This window comes from Acidimicrobiales bacterium (assembly GCA_036491125.1).
In the GTDB taxonomy this organism is placed as follows: Bacteria; Actinomycetota; Acidimicrobiia; order Acidimicrobiales; family AC-9; genus AC-9.
On the sequence record DASXCO010000124.1, the window covers coordinates 1 to 21,268 of the forward strand.

Below are 21,268 nucleotides of genomic sequence, written 5' to 3' on the forward strand. Positions count from 1 at the left end.
CGGTAGTCCTCGACCTCCTGCGGGGACGCCTTCTGCTCCAGGAGGCTGATGGCGTCGCGAAGATGCTGCAGCCCATGCTGCCTCAGCTCCTCGGCCGAGTGGTAGTGCGAGTGGTCGCGTTCGGGCTTGGCTGCGGTGATCTCGTCGAGCAGCTGGCTCTCGCCGTGCAGGCGGCGCGCTTCGGCATACGTCTTCGCCATGGCCACGGTCTCACGGAGGGTGCCGCCGCGCTGCGCGGTGACGACGATGATGCCAGCGCTCGGAGGCGCCTCGAGCACGAGCCCCCATTCCTCCGCCGTGAAGTCAGCTTTCGTGGTCATGGCTTCTCCTCCCGCCTGTAGATGAGTCGCGCTCCCTTAGTGTGGCTCGGCGGGCCATCCGGCGCACGACGCGCCTGCGCCGCCGGAATCAGCTCGTGGTCTGCTGCGGGCGCTCGTGGTAGGCGGCGAGCGGTTGGAACAGCTCGATCAGGTTCCCGGCCGGGTCTTGGAGGAGTATCTGCTTGACTCCGGCACCAGTGACGATGTCATTGCGAAAACTGGCTCCTCGGCGACGTAGTTCCTCGACGGCGGCGTCGAGGTCGGGGACCTGCAGGGCGAAGCGGTTCCAACCACCCGGCTCCGGCTGGGTCCCATCCGGCAGGACCGCGCCGCCGCCACCGCTGCCGGGGACGCTGAGAAGCAGGCGGAGGTCGCCGCTGTAGAGCATGGCGAACGCCGGTGAGGGACGAAGTTCCACGTCGAAGCCGAGGAGGTCCTGGTAGAAGTCGACGGCCTTGTCGAGGTCGTCGACGAAGTACCGCACGGTGGTAGTGGCCATGAGATCTTTCCTTTCTGGTTGCGGGTTCTCGGGCTAGCGAACGGCGCTGCCCGCCCGCTCGTGATAGCCGGGGAGGGCGTCGAACAGCTCGATCAGGTTCCCTGCGGGGTCGAGGACCAGGACCTGTCGAACGGCGACGCCCACGCTGATGTCGTTGCGGAGGCGAACCCCCCGCTCCCGGAGGACAGCGACGGTGGCGTCGAGCTCGACGACCTGCAGGGAGATCCGGTTCCAACCACCAGGCTCGGGGAGCGTCCCATCCGGCATGGCGTGCGGCTCGCCGGGGACGCTCAGCAGCAGACGGAGGTCGCCCCGGTAGAGCATGGCGAACGTCGGTGAGGGACGCAGTTCCTCCTCGAAGCCGAGCAGGTCCCGGTAGAAGTCGACGGCGTTGTCGAGGTCGTCGACGAAGTACCGCACGGTTGCGCCCCGCCCCGACGGTGGCTCGTCCTCCTGCTCGATCCGCCGCAGCAGCGCGGCGGCGAACTCGGCGCGGGGTTCGACGGGGATGACCGGTAGGCGAAGGTGGTCGAGTGGGTCGAGTGGATCGGACATCACCTCTCCTCTCCTTCCCGGTAGACGCGTCGCAGCGCCGCCTTCGCCCTCATGAGGAGCGTCTCGGTGGCGTGGACGGTTCGATCCAGGACGGCGGCGACCTCGGCGACGGGCAGGCCATCCAGGTAGCGCAGGGTGAGCGCAGCTCGCTGGTGAACGGACAGTCGGGAGAGCGCCGCGTAGGCCGCCTCCGTGTCCAGATGCTGTGGCCACGGATCATCCATCCGGTCGCAGCCCGCCTCGGCGACGGCGACGCCGCGCTCCTCGCGGCCCACCCGACGCCAGTGGTCGACCAGCTTGTGACGGGCCACGCCGATCAGCCAGGCCACGGTGAGCACCGGCGGGCTCTCGCGCCGCTGGGCGGCGACGGCGGCCATGAACGTCTCGGCGGTCAAGTCCTCCGCGACCGAGGCGCTCCCGCAGCGAGGCAGCAGGTACCCGTGGACCTGGGGGAGGGCGTGCTGGTAGATCGCCACCACCGGGTCGACCTCATCGGGCTCGGACCGAGCGCTCACACCACATCATCGCTGGGCGACCCGCCGATCCGAACATGAGCGAGGCACCGTTCAAAGTTCCGTGGTTCGGGGCTTGGTCGACGCGGTGCCGCGTTTCGACCTGATGGGCAACAGGGAGAAGGTGCCGAGGTCCACCGACCCGATCCCGGACGAGGTGGCTTGACAGGCAGCTTAAAGGCTGCATAATGGGTCATGCAGCCGTGGGGCTGCCTAAACTGCGATGGAAGATGGACGCGATATTTCGGTCTCTCGCCGACCCCAGCCGCCGACGGCTGCTCGACCGGCTCAACGAGCGCAACGGCCAGACGTTGCGGGAGTTGTGCTCCGAGCTGGACATGGCTCGCCAGTCAGTGACGAAGCACCTCGCCATCCTGGAGGCCGCCAACCTGGTCACGACCGTTCGGCGGGGTCGCGAGAAGCTGCACTACCTCAACCCGGCGCCCATCAACGACATCGCTGAGCGGTGGATTCACCGATACGACCGTCAGCGGGTGCGTGCACTCGCGGAGCTCAAGCAGGCACTGGAGGATCAGCACATGGGGCAGACCGAGTTCGTCTACGTGACCTTGATCAACGCGACGCCAGAGAAGCTGTGGCGCGCACTGACCGACCCGAGCTTTACCCTGCGCTACTGGGGCATGGGGATGTACTCGGACTGGAAGGTCGGGTCACCGATCAGGGTGCAGTGGGGACCTGGCGAGAAGATCCACGAGGGCGAGCAGGTGGTCCTCGAGTCCGAGCCCTACCGGCGCTTGTCGTACCGCTGGCACAACTACCAGCGCGAGCACGCCCCGATCTTCGGCTGGTCGGAGGAGACCTTCGCCGAGCTGGTGAAGGAGCCGTTGTCGAAGGTGACGTTCGACATCGAGCCGGTCGGCGGGACGGTCAAGCTCACGGTCACCCACGACGACTTCGAACCCGACAGCGAGATGCTGAAGGGCGTGCGCGGCGGCTGGCCTGCGATCTTGTCGAACCTCAAGACGCTGTTGGAGACCAACGAGACGTTGCCGCTCCCGTCCGAGATGACCGTCGACCACGAGGCGCACGCGGTCATGCGTGACGGCTGACCCTCATGGGGTGGGGATCTCGTCGACGGCCATCCGGTAGCCCCGACCGGGCACCGCGCAGAGCGCTTCGCCCGCGGGGCCTAGACGCCGCCGCAGCCTTGCCACGGTGGTCTCCACCGCGTGGGCGTCGACGGCGACGTCGCGCCGGCCCTGGCGGAGGAGCGCTTCCTTCGGCACCACCGCGCCCGCTCGCCGCAGCAGCCGGGCGAGGACGGCGTGCTCGCGGGGCGAGAGGTTCACGACCGACCCCTCGATCAGGACGGCTCGCCCCTGCACCACGAGCTGGCCTCGTTCGTGACGCAGCTCCCGCCGACGCTGGAAGAGGGTGTCACTGAGAGCGCGAACCAGCAGCCCGAGGCGCCCCACAGGCGGCGCCACGATGTTGCCGATGCCGGTCGCTTCGGCTCCTTCGGCACACACGGGCCCGACACAGGCGGCCACGACGCCGCGGTCGTTGAAGGCCGATCGCAGATCGTCACCGAGACCGTGGCGGTCGGCGATCGTCACAAGGTTGACGGCGGCCGGCGCGCTCGTGAACGTCACTGCGTCGAGCTGTCCGGTGCAAGCTGCCTCCGTCAGCCGCAAGGCGGGCTGGTCCTCGTCGGGTAGGCGCCACCGATACACCGGGACCTCGATGACGTCGGCACCGGCCCTTCTCAGTGTCTCAATGGCGCCCTTGTTCGGGTCGCCGTATTGCTGAAATGCCACGACCGCTCCCCCCAAGGATTGTGCGGTGAGGAGACCGATCGCCTCGTCGACACGCTCGCTGGCGACGGCCTTCCACGTCTCGACCCCGGCAACATGCAAGGCGGCGGCAGCCTTGGGGCCGCGGGCGACCGCCCGCGCTTGGACGAGCGTGGCGAGCAGCTCGTCGCCGAGTCCCCACGACTGCGCGGCCTCGAACCAGGCGCGCACGCCGATGCCGGTCGTGGCCACGACATAACTCGGCCGACGTCTGATCACCTCGAGCGTCGCCTCGCGGAGTGCAGCGTCAGAGGCGAGATAGTGAGTCGAGATGGTCGGCCCGTGCCTGACGATGGCACCGCGTCGCTGGAGCAGCTCAGCCTGCTCCTTCCACCGGCGGTCGGCAGTGATTCCGACGGTGAACCCTTGGAGCGGAAGAAGGGTCATGAGACCCAAGTCATACCAGAAGTCACGGGCGGTGCAACATTGTGTCCGCCACGTTTCCAGACTCTCTCGACCACATATTTCTGCGGGTGAGCGCCCCGTGACGGGCTGTTCGCGTGCTCGAAACAGCTCGAACACGTGGGCTCGGTGTAGTGGAGTCATGCGCCGCTTGGTCGTCGCCGGCTATGGCATGGTCGGCCACAAGCTGATCGAGACCTTGGTCGAGCGAGGAGCGACGAGCGATTGGGAGATCGTCGTCTTCGCCGAGGAGCCCCGCCCCGCCTACGACCGGGTGAACCTGAGCAGCTACTTCGCCGGCGCGACCGAGGCGGATCTGGCGCTGGCTCCGCCCGAACTCGTCGCCACCGCCGGCCTCACCTTCCATCTCGGCGACCCCATCACCGGCGTCGACACCGGGAGCAGCACTGTCACCAGCGCCTCGGGGCGGGCCTGCAGCTACGACGCGCTGGTGTTGGCGACCGGCTCGGTTCCCTTTGTCCCTCCGGTGCTCGGCCGGGAGCTGCCGGGTTGCTTCGTGTACCGCACCCTCGAGGACCTGGCGGCAATCCGGGCGTGGGCCGGCTCGGTCGCTACCGGAGCGGTCGTCGGGGGTGGACTGCTGGGTCTCGAAGCCGCCAACGCCCTGCGCAGTCTGGGCTTGGCGACGCACGTCGTCGAGTCTGGGCCCCGCCTCATGCCGACCCAGGTGGACGACGGTGGCGCCGGCGCGCTCCGGCGGCGCATCGAAGACCTCGGGGTGACCGTCCGCACCGCCAGCCAGGCGATCGAGGTCGTACCGAACGACCAGGGCGCCGTCAGTGCCCTGCGCTTCGGCGAGGGGCCCGACCTCGGTACGGACCTGGTCGTGTTCTCCGCGGGGATCCGGCCCCGAGACGAGCTCGGCCTGGCCGCCGGGCTCGAGGTGGGTGGTCGCGGTGGGATCGTCGTCGACGACGGGTGTCGCACCTCCGATCCGCGCATCTACGCCATCGGGGAGTGCGCCCTCGCCGTCGGCCGGATCTGGGGTCTGGTCGGACCCGGCTACGAGATGGCCCGGGTCGTGGCCGACCGGCTGATGGGCGAGCCGGGCGAGTTCACCGGCGCCGACTGCTCGACGAAGCTCAAGCTTCTCGGTGTGGATGTGGCCAGCTTCGGCGACGCCTTCGGGACCACCCCGGGTGCGGAGTCGATCGTGTACGCCGACGCGGTCGACAACGTGTACCAGCGGCTCGTGGTGGGCGACAGGGGTCGGCGGGTGCTCGGCGGGGTCCTCGTCGGCGACATATCGCCGCACCAGGTGCTGTCCCAGATGGCGCGGGGCGACCTGCCCACCCCGGCGCACCCGCAGGACCTGCTCGGACCCGGTCGGGAAGGGCGTGGATCCGCTCCGGGAGTCGGCGACCTGGCACGAACGGCGCGGGTGTGCAGCTGCAACAACGTGAGCAAGGGGGTCATCTGCGACGCCATCGTGTCGGACGGGCTCACCGCCGTCGGGCAGGTGAAGGCGGCCACGAGGGCCGGCACGGGCTGCGGCGGCTGCGTCCCGCTCGTCACCGACATCCTGAAGGACGAGCTCGTGAAGGCGGGCGTCGCCGTCGACGACCACCTGTGCGAGCACTTTCCGCTCAGCCGCCAGGAGCTGTTCGACATCGTCCGGATCGCGCGGGTGCGATCGTTCGCCGGGCTGCTGGCGACGCACGGTCGGGGGCGGGGTTGCGACATCTGCAAGCCCGCGGTGGCCTCGATGCTCGCCTCGCTGGGCAGCGGCCACCTCCTCGACGGCGAGCAGGCGTCGCTGCAGGACACCAACGACCACTTCCTGGCCAATCTCCAACGCAACGGCACCTACTCGGTCGTGCCTCGCGTGCCCGGAGGCGAGATCACGCCGCGCCAACTCGTGACCATCGGCGAGGTCGCCCAGGAGTTCGACCTCTACACGAAGATCACGGGAGCCCAACGCATCGACATGTTCGGCGCCAGGGTGGAGCACCTTCCCCGAATCTGGGAGCGACTGATCGATGCTGGCCTGGAGTCCGGCCACGCCTACGGCAAGGCGCTTCGGACGGTGAAATCTTGCGTCGGCCATACGTGGTGCCGCTACGGCGTGCAGGACTCGACGGGGCTGGCGATCCAGCTCGAGCTTCGCTACCGCGGCCTCCGTGCCCCGCACAAGATCAAGGCCGCAGTGTCGGGCTGTGTCCGCGAGTGTGCCGAGGCCCAGGGCAAGGATTTCGGGGTCATCGCCACGGAGCGGGGTTGGAATCTCTACGTCTGTGGCAACGGGGGAGCGCGGCCGCAGCACGCTGTCCTCTTCGCGGAGGATCTCGACACCGAAACGCTGATCCGTTACCTGGACCGCTTTCTGATGTACTACATCCGCACCGCGGATCGGCTCGAGCGCACTGCGCCCTGGCTGAACAAGCTCGACGGCGGCGTCGACTATCTCCGCAGCGTGATCGTCGATGACTCCCTTGGGGTCGGCGAGGAACTCGAGTCGGAGATCGAACGACACGTCGCCGAGTACCGGTGTGAGTGGCAGGAGACGCTCGACGATCCGAACCGCCGGCGGAGGTTCCGCACCTTCGTCAACAGCGACGAGTCCGATCGCGACATCGTGTTCGAGCGTGAGCGGGGTCAGCCCCGGCCCCGACCCCCGCACGACTCGGACGACGCAGGCGACCGATCCGGGCCCGATCCCGTCCTGGTCGGCATCTCCGGTCGCCGCTCGAATGGGGAGGGATGAGTGACCTGCGATGGGTGGCCGTCTGCGAGCTGGACGACCTCGTACCACAGCGGGGCGTTGCCGCCCTGCTCGAGGGCAGACAGATCGCGCTGTTTCGCGTGATGCCGGAGGACGAGGTGCTCGCCATCGCCAACCGTGATCCGTTCAGCGAAGCCAACGTCCTGGCCCGGGGCATCGTCGGCTCCGTCGGCGACACCGTCGTCGTCGCCTCGCCAATGTACAAGCAGCATTTCGACCTGCGGGCGGGCCGCAGCATCGAGCACCCCGACGTGGCTGTGGACACCTTTCGGACGCGGGTCTGCCGCGGCGTCGTCGAGATCGGCCTCAGGTGGTGACCAACGGTGAGTCGGACTCGGCCGCGCCGGCGAGGTTCCGCCGCGTCCAGCGGGTGCCCGAGGCCTGGCCGGTGCTCCACCTCGAGGCCGACATCCCCGGATGGGCCGGGCTCGACGTGGGCGGGCTCGTACGGGCCCCTCGGCGGTTCGACCTTGGCGACCTCCAGAACCTCGGATCCGACGACCACCATGTCGCCGTGCACTGCGTGTGGGGCTGGTCGCGTCCCCATGCCCGGTGGCATGGCATCTCGTTGGCGCGGCTCCTCGACGCAGTGGGCGTCGACGAGCGCGCCACCCATGTCGTCGTCGAGTCGGCCTCCGACAGCTACTCCTCGTGCCTGCCGCTCGTGGACGCGCGGGAGGGTGTGCTCGCATGGACCCGCGACGGTGCCCCCCTGGCACCGGAGGCCGGCGGTCCGCTGCGCTACGTCGGTCCCTCCTCCTTCTGGGGCTACAAGGGCGTGAAGTGGGCAGCCCGCGTGGGCGCGACGGACCATTTCGTCCCCGGCTTCTGGGAGTCCAAGGTGGCTGATCCGGTGGGCCGTGTACCTGTGGAGGTGGAGTTGCCATGATCAGCCTCGAAGCCCTGACCGCCCAGCGCGGGGTCCGTCACCGCGACTGCCGGACTTGCCGACACCTCGAGCCCCAGGGCGACGGCCTCAACTACGGATGGTGCGGCGCCCACGAGATGTTCGTGAAGTTCTACCACCCACCGGGTGAGTTCTGGTCCCAGTGTCAGTTCAAGGCGATCGCCAGAGAGCGGACGTCAATGCCGCGCCGCCAAGCGGCGATCGACGGCGCGCAGGACGAAGAGAAGTGACCATGAGTACAAGGCGGCGTTCGCGCTCCAGAAGGAGATCGGGATCGAGATCAGGAACACTGCTGGCACCATCAGCCAGTTCTCGTGACGCCGGACCTCACGGCGGCCGAGGTCGGACAGCAGCCCCGCCCGGATGGCGTGGACGACAAGGATCCTGGCGACGATGGAGACGATCGTCACCGTCAGCGCGTACAGGATGATGGCTGCGGGCTGGTGTCCGTAGAGCCCGAGGATCCGCGTCGGGAAGGGCAGGAACGCCACCAGGCCGAGGTACACGAGATTGATCACCGTGAGCGCGGTGTCGATGTGGTCGACGCCGCGAAAGAAGATGTGGTGACGGACCCAGAGCAGCCCGATCACGGCGAAGCCCAGGGCGTACGAGAAATACTCCTGTCCGTGGTCCAGCAGGCGGCTTCCGAGCACCCCCTGGTGCCCCGCCCCCAGCGTGGGAACGCCGATGTTGAGCACGAGGAGGGTCAGCGCGATGGCGAACACCCCGTCGCTGAGCGCCACGGTGCGGTCGTAGTCGAACCTTCGCTCGGCGGGGTCCTCGGCCTCGGAGCCCGCGGAGCCGGTCGAGTCGGGAGTGGCCGCCTCGCCGCGGTCGGGCATCGAAGCAGAGTATGGCTGGTCGGACCTGCTCGCTCGGGGAGGCGGCGGCCTCGACCCGGACCAAAGGGGGGCAATCTGGCACCCGCTGTGACTTCCGCCACTCGATGATCGCCGTCCAGCTCGGTTCATCGGCGGGTCGCCGGGGAAGGACTAGTCGGGGAATGAACAGTCGATCCCGAAACGTTGCGCGCGCAAAGCGGTTCGCGTCAGTCACAATGGAGTCCTGCGAGAGTGCAGGCGGCTCCCCGACGAGCGAGGAGGTCAATCCGTGGTGGACCAGATCATTCGACTCTTGGACCAGAGAATCGACGACTTCCTCAGTTCGCGCGACCCCGTGATCTCGGCCAGCCGAGTCATCGACCCCCTCCTGGAGATCTGGGGCCTGGCTTCCGAGGTGGATCCTTCGGTCGCCGTTCCGGTGGAGCGGCTGCTCACGGCCCTCGTCGGCCGGGAGCTCACGACCCTGGATGAGCTGACCGGGGCCATGGATGAGGTTCGGGCGGCCGTGGCCGCCCAGGCCCTTCCGACCGGCGTCTGATCTCGCCTCCGGCGCCGCCCGACGTCGGGCGAAAAGGGAGCTAGCCGGGCTGTGCGGCCCGTTGCCCCGGATCCTGGGGCACCGCCGGACGGGGGCCCGAGCGGCCGTTGCTGCGCCAGCGCCGACTGCCGACGACCAGCAGGTTGGCGATGACGGCCAGAGAGCGCCTCGACGTCCTGTGGGTCCGGCGTGGGCGGGTGGAGGCGGTACCCGGGCGGTGCGAGCCGGGCGGCCTGACGGCGGGAGCTCGCGGTGCCGACGTCGGGGAGGCGTCGTCGGTGGGGTCGTCGAACTCGCTGGGAGGCGGTGCCGGGTCCGGGCCTCGCGGCAACGCCAGGGGACCGGCGGCCAAACCGAGCAGACCGATCCCGCACACCGTGCAGTACCGCTGGGCAGGTTGGACCACGTGGCCGTTCGGACAGAGCCCGGGCATCGACACCCCGCACTGGGTGCAGTACAGGTGGGCCGCGTCGACGTCGTGACCGTTGGGGCAGACCGCTGGCACGCTCAGTCCACATTGGGTGCAGAACCGGTTGCCGGCAGCCACCTCGTGGCCGTTGGCGCACCGACCTGGCATCCGGGCTCCGCACTCGGTGCAGAAGCGGTTGCCGGGGTGGACCTCATGACCATTGACGCACCGAGCCTGCATCGCCAACCCGCAATAGGTGCAGTAGCGATTCCCCGGATCCACCTCGTGGCCGTTGGCGCACAGACTTGGCATCCGGGCACCGCATTCGGTGCAGAACCGGTTGCCCGGATGGACCTCGTGCCCTCTCACACAGTGACCGGCCAGGCGCGCTCCGCACTCGGTGCAGAACCGGTTGCCCGCCCTCACCTCGTGGCCGTTCAGGCACATGGCCCATCGCCCCACGTGGACCAGGGTAGTCAGACTCCCCGCCAGGGGGACTACATTCGGGTGACGCCCGGACCGGTCCGCGGCGGCGGGCTCCTGGGCCACGCGGTCGGGGACGGGCACTAGGTTCTGTCCGTGCGATTGAGCAACGGCCCGATCGAGGCGGTGCTGCTCGACGCGGGCGGAGTCCTCCTGCTTCCCGATCCGGCCGAGCTGCGACGGTTGCTGGCGCCCTTCGGCGGGACGCCCGATGACGAGACGTGCCGGCGGGCGCACTACGCGTGCATGCGCGAGGTCGATCGCCTCGGAGGAGCGGATTGGCCGGTCGTCGACCGCGTACTGGCTCGGGTAGCCGGGGTGGCGGAGAACCGCCTCGACTGGGCCGTGTCCGTCGTCGAAGAGGTATATCTGCGCCTTCCGTGGGTACCCGTCCGCGATGCAGCCGAGTCGCTTCTCGAGCTGCAGGCGGCCGGCTATCCCCTGGCGGTCGTGTCGAACGCCACCGGGACCATGGAGCAGCAGCTGGCCGACCATCAGATCTGCGCCGCGGATGGTGGCTCGGCCGCCCAGGTGGCGGTGGTGGTCGACTCGGACGTGGTCGGGGTGGAGAAGCCCGATCCGGCGATCTTCGGTATCGCCCTCGAGGCCCTGGGCCTCCCGCCTGACGACTGCATCTACGTGGGCGACACGGTCCACTTCGACGTCAACGGGGCACGGGCAGCTGGGCTCAGCCCGGTGCACCTCGATCCGTACCGATGGTGTCCCGGCGCCGACCATGCGCACGTGAGCTCGCTCGCCGAGCTGGCGCGAGCGCTGATCCCGATGGCATCACCGCCGGCCCGCCCGACGACGGGGGATACCGGCGCCTCGGGAGGTCGGTGACGATCTCGACCCCGAGGTCGGCGACCACCGCCGCCCGCACCACCCCGTCGTGGATAACCGGATGGCGATGCACCGCGCTGCTCGTGCTCGTCGCGGTGGCGGCCCGGGTGGCGTACTGGAAGCTCGCCATCCCCGGCTACCACCCCATCAGTGACGCGGGCCAGTACTCGGAGCTGGCCTGGAACGTCGCCCACGGCAAGGGCCTGGAAATGGTCTTCCCCGCCCTCACCCCTCACCCCTCGGCCTTCCGCCCGCCCGTCTACCCGCTTCTCCTGGGCTTCTGGTATTTCGTCTTCGGGTCATCAGTCGGCGCCGGGCAGGCGTTCAGTGTCGTGACCGGCGTCGCCGCGGTGCTCCTCACCGCGCGCCTGTCCCGTCGCCTTGCGGGCCCCGTCGCCGGTGTGGTCGCTGGCCTGGCCGTCGCTGTCTACCTGCCTCTGGTGGCCGACGACGTGACGCTGCTCACCGAGTCGCTGTCGATGGTCCTGCTGGCCGGCACTCTCCTGCTGCTCGTCGAACGACGGCCGGTGCTCGCCGGCCTGACCTCCGGGCTGCTCATCCTCACGCGGCCCAGCGCTCAGGGCTTCGCTCTCGTCGCCGTGCTGTGGCTGTGGTGGACGGTGGGTTGGCGCCGGGCGCTCTACTTCCTGGCCGCGGTCGCCCTGCTCTTCGCCGGGTGGGTCATCCGCAACGAGATCCAGCTGGGCTCTCCGGTGACGTTCACGTCCAACGGCTTCAACCTGGCTGCCATGTACTCCACCCAGGCGCAGCAGACCGGCGGGTTCGTGGATCCCGTCTTCGACCCGCGGTTCCGAGACCTGCGTCTCCTGCAGTTCGACGAGGTGAAGTGGAGCCGGACGCTGACCGACCGCGGCATCGCCGGGCTCGAGCACAACCCGTTGTACGTGTTCAACGTGGTCGGCTCGAACAGCAAGGCCTGGTTCGAGCTCGTCCCGACCACCGGTGACTCGGCCGAGCGTCTCGACGGACGCAACATCACCGTGCGCCACTGGGCGCTACCGGAGTTCTACCTCTTCACGGTGGGAGGCATCGCCGGGCTGGTCGTGACCCGCAGGCAGCGCAGCACGGTTCTGCTCATCGCCGTGAGCCTGTACTTCACCGCCGCCAGCCTGGTCCTGCTGGCGCCGCCCCGATTGCGGGCCCCGTTCGATCTGATCAACTGCGTCGGGCTCGGGCTCCTGGCCGCGTGGTGGTGGCAACGTCGCCACAGGGTGGAGGAGCCAGCCGTCGATCCAGGCGTGACGGAGGAGCAGCCTCCGCCCCCCGGGGAGCGGTCGCTCTCACGACCCTCGCCCTGACTGGCGGTCCGGCCGTGGGTGTCTCAGGCGCCGATGACGTCGGGGCGGCCGAGCCCGCCGACCTCGCACAGGGCGAAGTAACCGTCGCGGATCACGCCGGCGTCGACCACCGACGTCACGTTGCCCTCGGCGTCGAGGTCGAGGTTGGCGCCGTGGATGGCGAACCACACGTCGGTCAGGCCCTGCACGTCGCTCGGGACGGTGAGGGTGTGGATGGACCCGGCCGGCTCGTAGAGGTAGGAGCCAGGGGTGTTGACCTCCGGGTACTCGAGGTACTTCCAGCTCCCGGCCAGGGTCACGGCGTGCACCGGTCCGGTGTGCTTGTGCGTGGGGATCGTGGTGCCGGGCTCGAAGCGCGACCTGACGACCCACAGGCCCTGTTCCACGTCGATCTGCAGCAGCTGTATGTGCACCCCTCCGCCGGTATCCACGAAGGGGAGGTCGTCCTCGGCCCGGTGGAGGGCCCTCGGGAGGTCGATGGTGGTCATCGCCCGACTGTAGCTTTGCGTCCGACGGCCGGCCCGGGAGGCCGGCCCGAGGAGAACGGCCGGCCCGGGAGGCCGGCCCGAGGCCGGAGAACGGAGGTCCGGGTGTTCCAGCTTCGCTTCGATCTGCGGGTCCCCCCAGTCGCCACCACGACGCACGATCAGCTGTACCGGGAAGCCATGGACATGGTGGGCTGGGCTGACGAGCGCGGCTTCATGGGCATCGTCCTGTCGGAGCACCACGGTGTGGACGACGGCTACATGAGCTCGCCCCTCACGCTGGCTGCCGGCATGCTCGGGCGGACAAGGCACCTCCTCTGCACGATCGCGGCCCTGCTGGTCCCCTACCACGACCCGCTCCGCCTCGCCGAGGAGGTGGCCTGCCTGGACCTATTGTCCGGTGGCAACCGTCTCGTGCTCATCATCGGTCTCGGCTATCGCGAGTCGGAGTTCGAGATGTTCGGCAAGGATCGTTCCCGCCGGGGCCGGCTGGTCGAGGAGGCCGTGGACACGATGCTCCAGGCCTGGACCGGCGAGCCCTTCGAGTACCACGGGCGGACGGTACGGGTGACGCCCCGGCCGGTCACCCGCCCTCATCCCACGATGATGATCGGCGGCTCGGCGGACATCTCCGCTCGCCGTGCAGCCAGGTTCCACCTCCCGTTCATGCCGCCCCTTGCTGACAACGCTCTTGCCCAGGCCTATTACGAAGAGGCCGAGCGGGTCGGCTTCGCGTCGCCCTTCGTCGTGATGCCTTCGGGTCCTGGCGCCGTCATCGTCTCCGACGATCCGGAGCGGGTCTGGCACCAGATCGGGCCGCACACGCTCTACGACGCCCAGACCTACGCCAGCTGGCAGTACGCGGACCAACGCTCGTCGTGGAGCATCGAGGCCCAGGACGTCGCCGGCGTCCGGGCCAGCGGCCAGTACCAGGTCGTGACCCCGGATGAGTGCGTCAAGCTCGCCCGGGAGCATGCGTCGGTCACCCTCCACCCACTCGTCGGGGGCATCGATCCGGCGATCGGCTGGGAGAGCCTCCAGCTGGTCGTGGACAAGGTCATGCCGGAGCTGGCCCCCGCCTGATATCCGACGAGCGGGGGCGGAATGGAGCCTCGCCCGGGGCGGCGAAACCGCCGGGAGTAGAGCCGGCGGCGGGGAACGATGGTGGTTGCCCGGGCGTTCTACCGAGCGAGGACGTCGCCATCAGAGAGGGAAACAAACCATGTTGTTTGGTCGGCACAAGACCGACATGCCGGACGAGAGCCGGGCGCTCGCCGGGAGGATGGGGCAGATGCCCGTTCCCGACCGTCATTTCGTCAACGGCAACCCGCTCGAGCCTCCGTTCCCCGAGGGTCTGGAGCAGGCGGTGTTCGGCATGGGTTGCTTCTGGGGGGAGGAGCGGAAGTTCTGGGAAGCCGAAGGGGTCTTCACCACCGCCGTCGGCTACGCCGGGGGCTTCACGCCCAACCCGACCTACGAGGAGGTCTGCTCGGGACGCACTGGCCATGTCGAGGTGGTACTGGTCGTGTTCGACCCGAAGCGCACCAGCTACGAGGCGCTGCTGCGGATCTTCTGGGAGGGCCATGACCCGACCCAGGGCATGCGCCAGGGCAATGACGTCGGCACCCAGTACCGCTCGGCCATCTACACCTATTCTCCCGCCCAGCAGAAGGCGGCCGAGAGCTCCAGGGACGCCTACCAGGAGGTGCTGACGGCGGCCGGGCACGGCCCGATCACGACCGAGATCCGAGAGGCGCCTGCCTTCTACTACGCCGAGGACTACCACCAGCAGTACCTGGCCAAGAATCCCCATGGCTACTGCGGCATCGGAGGAACCGGCGTCAGCTGCCCGACCGGGCTCGTCTCGTGACCTGAGCGTCTCCCGGACCAGTCCTCAGCCCCAGCCCAGCTGGGTGAGCCTGGCGTCGTCGATGCCGAAGTGGTGGGCCACTTCGTGCACGACCGTGCGGCGGACCTGCCGGACGACCTCCTCTTCGGTCTCAAAGGCGGCGCAGATGGTCTGGCGGAAGATCGTGATCCGGTCGGGCATGACCATGCCGGAATAGCCCGAACTGCGCTGAGTGAGCGGGATGCCCTCGTACAGGCCGAGCAGATTGCCCCGGCGCGACCGCTCCTCGACGAAGACCGAGACGTTGTCCATGGCCCGGCCCAGCTCGGCCGGCAGCCCGTCGAGGGCCTCGGCCACGAGCTCCTCGAAGCGGGCGTCCGAGACCACGACCATGGGACCAGCATCCCACCAGTCCTGCTGTAGGGCTCCCTGGCGGGCGCAGGCCCGCGGGAGGGGGTTTCGGTCCGGGAAACCGAGGAACGAGGGGCGAGCGTGGCGAATATAGGGAACGTCCACGACGCGCCTGGGTGGGCGGGGCCCACCGGCGGGCGATGCCCTCCAGGACCTCGAGACGGTCTACCCTCGCCGCCACCACCCCGCCCATGGCCTTCCTGTGAATCTCGTCGACATCGTCCTCCTGGTTCTCCTGATCGCCTCGATCGTCCACGGCGTTCGGCTCGGCGCTGCGATCCAGGTGCTGTCGTTCGGCGGCTTCTGGCTGGGTCTGTTCCTGGGCGCGCTGCTGGCGCCGACGATCGCCAACGCCGTGTCCGGCTCGGTCGCCAAGGCCACCGTCTCGCTCGTGGTCGTCTTCGGGATGGCGGCGATCCTCGGCGGCATCGGCCGCGTGTTCGGCGTCCGCCTCTGGCGCCTGCTCTCCCGGGCCCGGCTGGCCGCTGCCGACGCCGGACTGGGCGCCGTGATCGCCTTCGTCGCCACCCTGCTCGCCTCCTGGCTCGTGGCCAGCATCCTGGTCAGCGCCCCATCCCCCCGCTTGAGCGCGGAGATCCGCGGCTCGGCGATCCTCGGTGCGCTGGACGGGGTCCTGCCACCGGCCCCCTCGGTGTTCGCCCGCATCCAGAAGCTCATCAACACCGAGGGCTTCCCCACCGTCTTCGCCCAACTGCCGCCCGCCACCACGGGCCCGGTCGCCTTGCCGACGGCGCCGGCCCTGCGAGCGGCCACGCTGGCCGCGTCGCCATCCACCGTGAAGGTGCAGGGCGTCGGGTGTGGGCAGATCCAGGAGGGCTCCGGCTTCGTCGTGGCGCCGAACCTGGTGGTCACCAACGCCCACGTGGTCGCCGGCATTCTCAGCCCCAGGGTCTACGACCAGGCCGGGTCCCACCGCAGCGTGCCCGTCCTCTTCGACCCCGCCTTCGACCTCGCCGTGCTGCGCACGACCGGGCTCAACGACCCGCCCTTACGCCTGATGGCCAACAACGTGGGGCGAGGCACCCAGGGGGCCGTCCTCGGCTTCCCCGGGGGTGGGCCCTTCGACGTCGAGCCGGCCGGGGTGCTGCAGGAGTTCGACGCCACCGGACGTGACATCTACGGACAGGGTCTCACCACCCGGCCGGTCTACGAGCTGCAGGCGGTGGTCCGGCCGGGCAACTCCGGCGGCCCGCTGGTCGAGCCGGACGGCACCGTGATCGGCGTGGTCTTCTCCCGCTCGGCTTCCGATCCCAACATCGGCTACGCCCTCGCCTCGCCCGGAGTTGGCACGAGGGTCCACCAGGCCGAGGCCACGACGACCCCGAGCGGCACCGGCGCCTGCGCCGGCTGAGCGTGTCGGCGGCGTCGCCGCTGGTACCACCGGCTCGGGCAGGCCGTCGGTAAGGTTGCCCCGTGGCCCTGCGCATCGAGGACTACGGGATCATCGGCGACACCCACACGGCGGCGCTGGTCGGGCGCGATGGCTCGATCGACTGGTTGTGTGTTCCCCGCTTCGACTCCGGGGCGTGCTTCGCCAAGCTCCTGGGCGACGAGGGGAACGGCTACTGGCGGCTCGCCCCGGCGGGGCCGGTGCGCGCCACCCGACGCCGCTACCGGGGCGACTCTCTGGTGCTCGAGACCGAGTTCGACACCGACGAGGGGACGGTCCGCCTCGTGGACTGCATGCCGGTGCGGGAGGAGTACCCCGAGGTGACCCGGCTGGTGGAAGGGGTCCGAGGCCGGGTCGCGATGCGAATGGAGCTGGTGATCAGGTTCGACTACGGACGCATCCTGCCCTGGGTGCGACGGGTCGACGGACGGCTCGTCGCCACCGCCGGCCCCGAGGCGGTCTCCCTGTGGACGCCTCTCCACACCCGAGGCGAGAACTTCACCACGGTCACCGACTTCTCGATCGGAGAGGGGCAGCGGGTCCCCTTCGTGTTCATCTCGTACCCCTCGAACGAGTCGCCCCCCCGTCCGTCGGATGCGCACTACGTCGTCCTGGAGAGCGAGCAGTACTGGCAGAACTGGTCGGACGCCTGCAACTACACCGGGCGATGGGGTGAGGAGGTCGGCCGCTCGCTGCTCACGCTCAAGGCGCTTACCTACGCGCCGACCGGCGGCATCGTGGCCGCCGCCACCACGTCGCTGCCGGAGCAGCTGGGCGGGATACGCAACTGGGACTACCGCTACTGCTGGCTCCGCGATGCCACCCTCACCCTCGACTCGCTCATGGTGGCCGGCTACCAGGAGGAAGCGGAGTCGTGGCGGGACTGGCTCCTGCGGGCCGTGGCCGGCGACCCGGCCGATCTCCAGATCATGTATGGGCCGGGCGGCGAGCGCCGGCTGGACGAGTACGAGGTCAGCTGGCTGGGCGGCTACGAGGGAGCGAGTCCTGTGCGGGTGGGCAACGCCGCGTCCGACCAGTACCAGCTCGACGTCTACGGCGAGGTGATGGACGCCCTCTACCTCGCCCGGGAGCGCGACATCGATCCCGTCCCGGCGGCGTGGGATCTCCAGCTCGAGCTGATGGAGTTCCTCGAGACGGGATGGCGTGAGCCCGACGACGGCATCTGGGAGATGCGCGGCCCGCGACGCCACTTCACCCATTCCAAGATGATGGCGTGGGTGGCCATGGACCGGGCCATCAAGAGCGTCGAGCGCTTCCCCCGGGTCGAGGGTCCGGTCGACAAGTGGAAGGCGTTGCGCCAGGAGATCCACGACGAGGTGTGCGCCAAGGGCTGGAACGCTGATCTGGGTGCCTTTACGCAGTACTACGGGGGAGATGAGCTCGACGCCAGCCTCCTCATGATGGCGCTGGTGGGGTTCCTTCCGGCGACCGACGCCCGGGTGTCGGGAACGATCGACGCGATCTCGCGCCAGCTGATGGTCGACGGCCTCGTCCTGCGCTACAAGGCGGAGAGCTCGTCCCATGTCGACGGCCTGACCGGAGGAGAAGGGGCCTTTCTTCCCTGCACCTTCTGGCTGGCCCAGAACCTCGCCCTCAGCGGGCGCGAGACCGAGAGTCTGGCGCTGTTCGAGCGGCTGCTGGGACTGGCCAACGACCTGGGCCTCTTCGCCGAGGAGTACGACACCAAGGCAGGCCGCCAGGTGGGCAACTTCCCCCAGGCCTTCACCCACATGTCACTGGTGAGCGCCGCCCAGAGCCTGTCGGACGTCCACAGCCGGGACTCCGCCAAGGCCAAGTAGGGAACACCTGGCAAGCGCGATGCCCGTCGTGCCATCGCACCCGCCACGCTAACGTCGGTGGTCATGGCGACGACCATCGCGCCGGGGGTGACCGAGATCGACACCCGGCTCGGAGGCTGGGACCACGTCACCGCCGGCTATCTGATCGGCGGGCCGGCGCCGGTGCTGGTGGAGACCGGCAGCCAGAGCTCGGTCCCCGTCCTCCTCGCCGCCCTGGACGAGCTCGGGATGGCTGCGGACGACCTGGCCGGCGTCGCTGTCACCCACATCCACCTCGATCACGCCGGCGGGGTCGGCGACGTGGCCAAGGCGTTCCCGCGGGCGACCGTCTACGTGCACGAGAAGGGTGCTCGTCACCTGGTCGACCCGGCACGGCTGGTCGACTCGGCCTCCCGCGTCTACGGCGACCTCCTCGACTCCCTCTACGGTCGCCTCGACCCGACTCCGTCGGAGCGGATCCATGTCCTTGGCGACGGAGAGGCGATCCCGGTCGGCGACGGCCGGGTCCTCACGGCGATCGACTCACCCGGTCACGCCCGGCACCATCTGGGCCTGCACGACTCCCAGAGCGGGATCCTGTTCGCCGGTGACGCCGTCGGCGTGCGGCTGCCCGACGCGGGCGTGCTGCGTCCAGCCGCGCCGCCTCCTGATTTCGACCTCGACCTGGCCCTGCGCTCGCTCCACCGCTTCGCCGAGCGTCGGCCCGCGGCGCTGGCGTTGGCCCACTACGGCGTCCTGTCCGAGCCGGAGGACCTGCTGGCCGAGGCGGAGGTGACCCTCCGAGCGTGGGCGGAGGAGGCCGAGCGGGCCTGGCGCCAGGGCCATGACATCGCGGAGGCTCTGAGCAGCGCCTTCGGCGCCGATCTCGATGCGGTCGACCCGACCCAGCGAGAGAAGCTGGAGACGCTCAACGGGGTTCACTCGAACGCGGCGGGGTTGAGGCGGTGGCTAGAGTCCCGCCCGGAGCCGGAGCAGCCGACCTGAGGCGGCAGGACCCGGAATTCACTCTGGACATGGGGCTTGGGAGGATGAGGCGATGAACGGTCACCGGCTGACACTGATCGCAGCCACGATCGCCCTGGCGGCAACGGCGGCCTGCTCGTCGGTCCAGAACATCCCGGTCCAGTCGGCGTCCGGGTCGTCAGACTCCCCGCCCGCAGGCGGACCGGTGGCGGCGACGGTCACGCTGGTCAACACCAGCTTTGCGCCGGCGGTCGTGGCCATCAGCGCGGGCCAGACCGTCGAGTGGAAGTGGGACGACGGTCAGGTCCCCCACAACGTGACCTTCGACACGTTCCACAGCACGACCAAGGTCGCCGGCACCTACTTCCACACCTTCAACACGCCGGGCGTCTACAGCTACCGCTGCACCATCCACATCAACATGACCGGTACCGTCGTCGTCAGCTGAGCACCGGGGTTAGGTGACGCGGGCATTTCCGCCTGCTCACACGATCGAGCGGGTGGCAGTGAGCAGGCTGATGTGCGGATACAAAGGCTCCGTAACCCGGCCGAAACATGCCTCCGCTTGAGTACCTGGCATGACCGATACGCACCTCTCGCGACAGCGACCGACCGCGCCGCCCGCGTCCGCCGGCCCGACGGCATCCGGGTGGCGAGGTCGCTGGATCGATCACTGGCGGCCGGACGACGAACTGTTCTGGTCGACCGGTGGCGAGAAGATCGCCCGCAAGAACCTCGCGTTATCGATGTTCGCCGAGCACCTCGGCTTCAGCATATGGGTGATCTGGACGATCGTCGTCCTCAACCTCGCCAACATCGGCATCAAATTGTCAGTGTCCGAGCTCTTCCTGCTCACGTTGGTTCCGAACCTGATCGGCTCGATGCTGCGCATCCCCTACACCTTCGCCATCCCGCGCTTCGGCGGGCGGGCGTGGACCACGGTGAGCGCGGCGCTCCTGTTCGTGCCGACCTTGCTGCTCGCCATCGTGGTGCCCAGCGGTTGGCTGCTGCACCAGACCCACGACACGCAGCTGTGGGTGCTGTTCCTGTGCGCGGCGACGGCGGGTGTCGGTGGTGGCAACTTCTCGTCTTCGATGGCCAACATCTCGTTCTTCTATCCGGAGCGCAAGAAGGGCTGGGCCCTCGGTCTGAACGCCGCCGGCGGCAACCTGGGCGTCGCCACTGCCCAGCTCTTCGTCCCGCTCGTCGTCATCGTCGGCATCCCGGCGGCGGCCGTGAAATTGACCAAGCACCACGTGCACATGGCCTACGCGGGCCTGATATGGCTTCCACTGATCGCGCTCGCCGTGGGGGGCGCCTGGCTGTATATGGACAGCCTCAGAGAAGCCAGGGCGGACAAGAGGTCCTACGTGGCGTCGCTCCGCTACCCCCACACGTGGATCATGTCGTTCCTCTACATCGGGACCTTCGGCTCGTTCATCGGATTCTCGTTCGCTCTCCCGCTCGTCATCAAGAACACGTTTCCCGAGTTCCTCGCCCATCATTCCTTCATCGCCAACTACCTCGCCGGCCTGGGGTTCATGGGTGCCCTCGTGGGGTCGCTCGCCCGGCCCATCGGCGGGTGGCTGTCGGACAGGGTGGGAGGGGCGCGTGTCACCCTCGCCGTCTTTGTCGGGATGGCGGTCTTCACCATCTTCGCCATCGACGGCGTCCAAACCCGAAGCTTCGGCCTGTTCTTCGGCGCCTACATGGTGATCTTCCTGCTCGCGGGTGTAGGCAACGGGTCGACGTACAAGATGATCCCGAACATCTTCTCGCTTCTCGGCCGCAAGGAAGCCTTCGACAAGGGCATCGACGTGAAGGATGCCGCCGTCGAGTTCAAGCGGCGGGCCGCGGCCGTCATCGGCATCGCCGGCGCCATCGGCGCCTTCGGAGGCGTGCTCATCCAGGTCGCGTTCCGCCAGGCCAGCCTGGACGTGTCAGCTCTCGTGACGGCAGCGAAGACGCCGGCCGCGAAGGTCGCCGTCGCCGCGGCCCACTCGGACTGGTCGGTCCCCGCCCTCTGGGTGTTCGTCGGTGCCTACGCCGTCTTCGCCCTGGTCACGGTCGCCGTGTACGTGCTTCCCAGCAGCGGCCGGGTGAAGAGCCGCAGCCTTGCCGACGCCTCGGTGTGACGACGTTG

Annotated in this window: 24 protein-coding genes; 15 read left to right on the forward strand and 9 right to left on the reverse strand. The window is 69.1% G+C overall.

The features are described 5' to 3' along the window. From VGF64_10335 to VGF64_10350, 4 genes are all read right to left on the reverse strand, one after another. Positions 1-320, reverse strand: a 320-nt coding sequence (locus VGF64_10335) for a hypothetical protein (GenBank protein ID HEY1635147.1), incomplete at its 3' end; no start/stop codon positions are given. A gap of 88 nt (positions 321-408) precedes the next feature. Continuing rightward, the gene (locus VGF64_10340) at positions 409-819 is read right to left on the reverse strand and encodes a VOC family protein (protein HEY1635148.1); all 411 of its coding nucleotides are present in this window, start codon (positions 817-819) and stop codon (positions 409-411) included. Positions 820-852: 33 nt separating this feature from the next. Beyond that, positions 853-1,374 carry a VOC family protein gene (locus tag VGF64_10345; protein HEY1635149.1) on the reverse strand — a complete coding sequence of 174 codons (522 nt, stop codon included), beginning with the start codon at positions 1,372-1,374 and terminating at the stop codon, positions 853-855. Then, positions 1,374-1,889, reverse strand: a complete 516-nt coding sequence (locus VGF64_10350) for a sigma-70 family RNA polymerase sigma factor (GenBank protein HEY1635150.1) — start codon at positions 1,887-1,889, stop codon at positions 1,374-1,376. Before VGF64_10350 ends, VGF64_10345 begins: the two co-directional genes overlap by 1 nt. 227 nt (positions 1,890-2,116) lie before the next feature. On the opposite strand from VGF64_10350, the gene VGF64_10355 reads away from it, so the two are divergent. Beyond that, positions 2,117-2,956 (forward strand): metalloregulator ArsR/SmtB family transcription factor, encoded by an 840-nt coding sequence (locus VGF64_10355; GenBank protein HEY1635151.1) that lies wholly within the window; start codon positions 2,117-2,119, stop codon positions 2,954-2,956. A gap of 3 nt (positions 2,957-2,959) precedes the next feature. Here the strand turns inward: VGF64_10355 and VGF64_10360 are convergent, their stop codons facing one another. Continuing rightward, positions 2,960-4,087, reverse strand: coding sequence for a uroporphyrinogen-III synthase (locus VGF64_10360; GenBank protein HEY1635152.1), 1,128 nt, complete (start codon positions 4,085-4,087; stop codon positions 2,960-2,962). A gap of 157 nt (positions 4,088-4,244) precedes the next feature. Here VGF64_10360 and nirB point away from each other — a divergent pair, with 157 nt between their 5' ends. The 4 genes from nirB to VGF64_10380 are packed head-to-tail and all read left to right on the forward strand — an operon-like array spanning position 4,245 to position 7,982. After that, positions 4,245-6,827 carry a nitrite reductase large subunit NirB gene (nirB, locus tag VGF64_10365; protein HEY1635153.1) on the forward strand — a complete coding sequence of 861 codons (2,583 nt, stop codon included), beginning with the start codon at positions 4,245-4,247 and terminating at the stop codon, positions 6,825-6,827. Then, positions 6,824-7,162, forward strand: a complete 339-nt coding sequence (gene nirD, locus VGF64_10370; GenBank protein ID HEY1635154.1) for a nitrite reductase small subunit NirD — start codon at positions 6,824-6,826, stop codon at positions 7,160-7,162. Before nirB ends, nirD begins: the two co-directional genes overlap by 4 nt. Beyond that, positions 7,159-7,734 carry a molybdopterin-dependent oxidoreductase gene (locus tag VGF64_10375; GenBank protein ID HEY1635155.1) on the forward strand — a complete coding sequence of 192 codons (576 nt, stop codon included), beginning with the start codon at positions 7,159-7,161 and terminating at the stop codon, positions 7,732-7,734. The genes nirD and VGF64_10375 overlap by 4 nt, the downstream gene beginning before the upstream one ends. Further along, on the forward strand, positions 7,731-7,982 hold the full coding sequence (locus VGF64_10380; protein ID HEY1635156.1) for a hypothetical protein: 252 nt from the start codon (positions 7,731-7,733) through the stop codon (positions 7,980-7,982). The genes VGF64_10375 and VGF64_10380 overlap by 4 nt, the downstream gene beginning before the upstream one ends. Here VGF64_10380 and VGF64_10385 read toward each other — a convergent pair. Next, on the reverse strand, positions 7,929-8,594 hold the full coding sequence (locus tag VGF64_10385) for a TMEM175 family protein (GenBank protein HEY1635157.1): 666 nt from the start codon (positions 8,592-8,594) through the stop codon (positions 7,929-7,931). The genes VGF64_10380 and VGF64_10385 overlap by 54 nt on opposite strands. A 292-nt stretch (positions 8,595-8,886) precedes the next feature. Here VGF64_10385 and VGF64_10390 point away from each other — a divergent pair, with 292 nt between their 5' ends. Continuing rightward, on the forward strand, positions 8,887-9,132 hold the full coding sequence (locus tag VGF64_10390; protein ID HEY1635158.1) for a hypothetical protein: 246 nt from the start codon (positions 8,887-8,889) through the stop codon (positions 9,130-9,132). 40 nt (positions 9,133-9,172) lie between these two features. Here VGF64_10390 and VGF64_10395 read toward each other — a convergent pair whose 3' ends face one another. Next, on the reverse strand, positions 9,173-10,003 hold the full coding sequence (locus VGF64_10395) for a zinc ribbon domain-containing protein (GenBank protein ID HEY1635159.1): 831 nt from the start codon (positions 10,001-10,003) through the stop codon (positions 9,173-9,175). 117 nt (positions 10,004-10,120) lie between these two features. Here VGF64_10395 and VGF64_10400 point away from each other — a divergent pair, with 117 nt between their 5' ends. Both VGF64_10400 and VGF64_10405 read left to right on the forward strand, forming a co-directional pair. Continuing rightward, entirely contained in the window at positions 10,121-10,867 is a 747-nt protein-coding gene (locus tag VGF64_10400) for an HAD family hydrolase (protein ID HEY1635160.1), read from the forward strand. Then, positions 10,864-12,186, forward strand: a complete 1,323-nt coding sequence (locus tag VGF64_10405; protein HEY1635161.1) for a glycosyltransferase family 39 protein — start codon at positions 10,864-10,866, stop codon at positions 12,184-12,186. The genes VGF64_10400 and VGF64_10405 overlap by 4 nt, the downstream gene beginning before the upstream one ends. A gap of 23 nt (positions 12,187-12,209) precedes the next feature. Here the strand turns inward: VGF64_10405 and VGF64_10410 are convergent, their stop codons facing one another. Continuing rightward, positions 12,210-12,674 (reverse strand): 2,4'-dihydroxyacetophenone dioxygenase family protein, encoded by a 465-nt coding sequence (locus tag VGF64_10410; protein ID HEY1635162.1) that lies wholly within the window; start codon positions 12,672-12,674, stop codon positions 12,210-12,212. A gap of 102 nt (positions 12,675-12,776) precedes the next feature. On the opposite strand from VGF64_10410, the gene VGF64_10415 reads away from it, so the two are divergent. Beyond that, the gene (locus tag VGF64_10415) at positions 12,777-13,754 is read left to right on the forward strand and encodes an LLM class flavin-dependent oxidoreductase (GenBank protein HEY1635163.1); all 978 of its coding nucleotides are present in this window, start codon (positions 12,777-12,779) and stop codon (positions 13,752-13,754) included. 208 nt (positions 13,755-13,962) lie between these two features. After that, positions 13,963-14,541, forward strand: coding sequence for a peptide-methionine (S)-S-oxide reductase MsrA (gene msrA / locus VGF64_10420; protein HEY1635164.1), 579 nt, complete (start codon positions 13,963-13,965; stop codon positions 14,539-14,541). Between the two features lie 24 nt (positions 14,542-14,565). On the opposite strand, the gene VGF64_10425 is transcribed toward msrA, so the two are convergent. Beyond that, complete coding sequence (locus VGF64_10425; protein ID HEY1635165.1) at positions 14,566-14,913, reverse strand: metallopeptidase family protein; 348 nt, start codon at positions 14,911-14,913, stop codon at positions 14,566-14,568. A 220-nt stretch (positions 14,914-15,133) separates the two neighbouring features. Here VGF64_10425 and VGF64_10430 point away from each other — a divergent pair, with 220 nt between their 5' ends. The 5 genes from VGF64_10430 to VGF64_10450 all read left to right on the forward strand — a co-directional run bounded on the left by VGF64_10430 (position 15,134) and on the right by VGF64_10450 (position 21,260). After that, the gene (locus VGF64_10430) at positions 15,134-16,303 is read left to right on the forward strand and encodes a MarP family serine protease (GenBank protein ID HEY1635166.1); all 1,170 of its coding nucleotides are present in this window, start codon (positions 15,134-15,136) and stop codon (positions 16,301-16,303) included. 62 nt (positions 16,304-16,365) lie between these two features. Beyond that, the gene (locus tag VGF64_10435) at positions 16,366-18,162 is read left to right on the forward strand and encodes a glycoside hydrolase family 15 protein (GenBank protein HEY1635167.1); all 1,797 of its coding nucleotides are present in this window, start codon (positions 16,366-16,368) and stop codon (positions 18,160-18,162) included. Positions 18,163-18,225: 63 nt separating this feature from the next. Continuing rightward, complete coding sequence (locus VGF64_10440; protein ID HEY1635168.1) at positions 18,226-19,146, forward strand: MBL fold metallo-hydrolase; 921 nt, start codon at positions 18,226-18,228, stop codon at positions 19,144-19,146. A gap of 52 nt (positions 19,147-19,198) precedes the next feature. Beyond that, positions 19,199-19,573, forward strand: a complete 375-nt coding sequence (locus tag VGF64_10445; protein HEY1635169.1) for a plastocyanin/azurin family copper-binding protein — start codon at positions 19,199-19,201, stop codon at positions 19,571-19,573. 130 nt (positions 19,574-19,703) lie between these two features. Beyond that, positions 19,704-21,260 carry a nitrate/nitrite transporter gene (locus VGF64_10450; GenBank protein ID HEY1635170.1) on the forward strand — a complete coding sequence of 519 codons (1,557 nt, stop codon included), beginning with the start codon at positions 19,704-19,706 and terminating at the stop codon, positions 21,258-21,260. Positions 21,261-21,268: the final 8 nt, after the last annotated feature.

Bases quoted from the DNA above. Each gene is read 5' to 3' on its own strand.
- VGF64_10340 (HEY1635148.1), bottom strand. From the start codon at position 819: ATGGCCACTACCACCGTGCGGTACTTCGTCGACGACCTCGACAAGGCC.
- VGF64_10345 (HEY1635149.1), bottom strand. From the start codon at position 1,374: ATGTCCGATCCACTCGACCCACTCGACCACCTTCGCCTACCGGTCATC.
- VGF64_10355 (HEY1635151.1), top strand. From the start codon at position 2,117: ATGGACGCGATATTTCGGTCTCTCGCCGACCCCAGCCGCCGACGGCTG.
- VGF64_10360 (HEY1635152.1), bottom strand. From the start codon at position 4,087: ATGACCCTTCTTCCGCTCCAAGGGTTCACCGTCGGAATCACTGCCGAC.
- nirB (HEY1635153.1), top strand. From the start codon at position 4,245: ATGCGCCGCTTGGTCGTCGCCGGCTATGGCATGGTCGGCCACAAGCTG.
- nirD (HEY1635154.1), top strand. From the start codon at position 6,824: ATGAGTGACCTGCGATGGGTGGCCGTCTGCGAGCTGGACGACCTCGTA.
- VGF64_10380 (HEY1635156.1), top strand. From the start codon at position 7,731: ATGATCAGCCTCGAAGCCCTGACCGCCCAGCGCGGGGTCCGTCACCGC.
- VGF64_10385 (HEY1635157.1), bottom strand. From the start codon at position 8,594: ATGCCCGACCGCGGCGAGGCGGCCACTCCCGACTCGACCGGCTCCGCG.
- VGF64_10410 (HEY1635162.1), bottom strand. From the start codon at position 12,674: ATGACCACCATCGACCTCCCGAGGGCCCTCCACCGGGCCGAGGACGAC.
- msrA (HEY1635164.1), top strand. From the start codon at position 13,963: ATGCCCGTTCCCGACCGTCATTTCGTCAACGGCAACCCGCTCGAGCCT.
- VGF64_10425 (HEY1635165.1), bottom strand. From the start codon at position 14,913: ATGGTCGTGGTCTCGGACGCCCGCTTCGAGGAGCTCGTGGCCGAGGCC.
- VGF64_10440 (HEY1635168.1), top strand. From the start codon at position 18,226: ATGGCGACGACCATCGCGCCGGGGGTGACCGAGATCGACACCCGGCTC.
- VGF64_10445 (HEY1635169.1), top strand. From the start codon at position 19,199: ATGAACGGTCACCGGCTGACACTGATCGCAGCCACGATCGCCCTGGCG.
- VGF64_10450 (HEY1635170.1), top strand. From the start codon at position 19,704: ATGACCGATACGCACCTCTCGCGACAGCGACCGACCGCGCCGCCCGCG.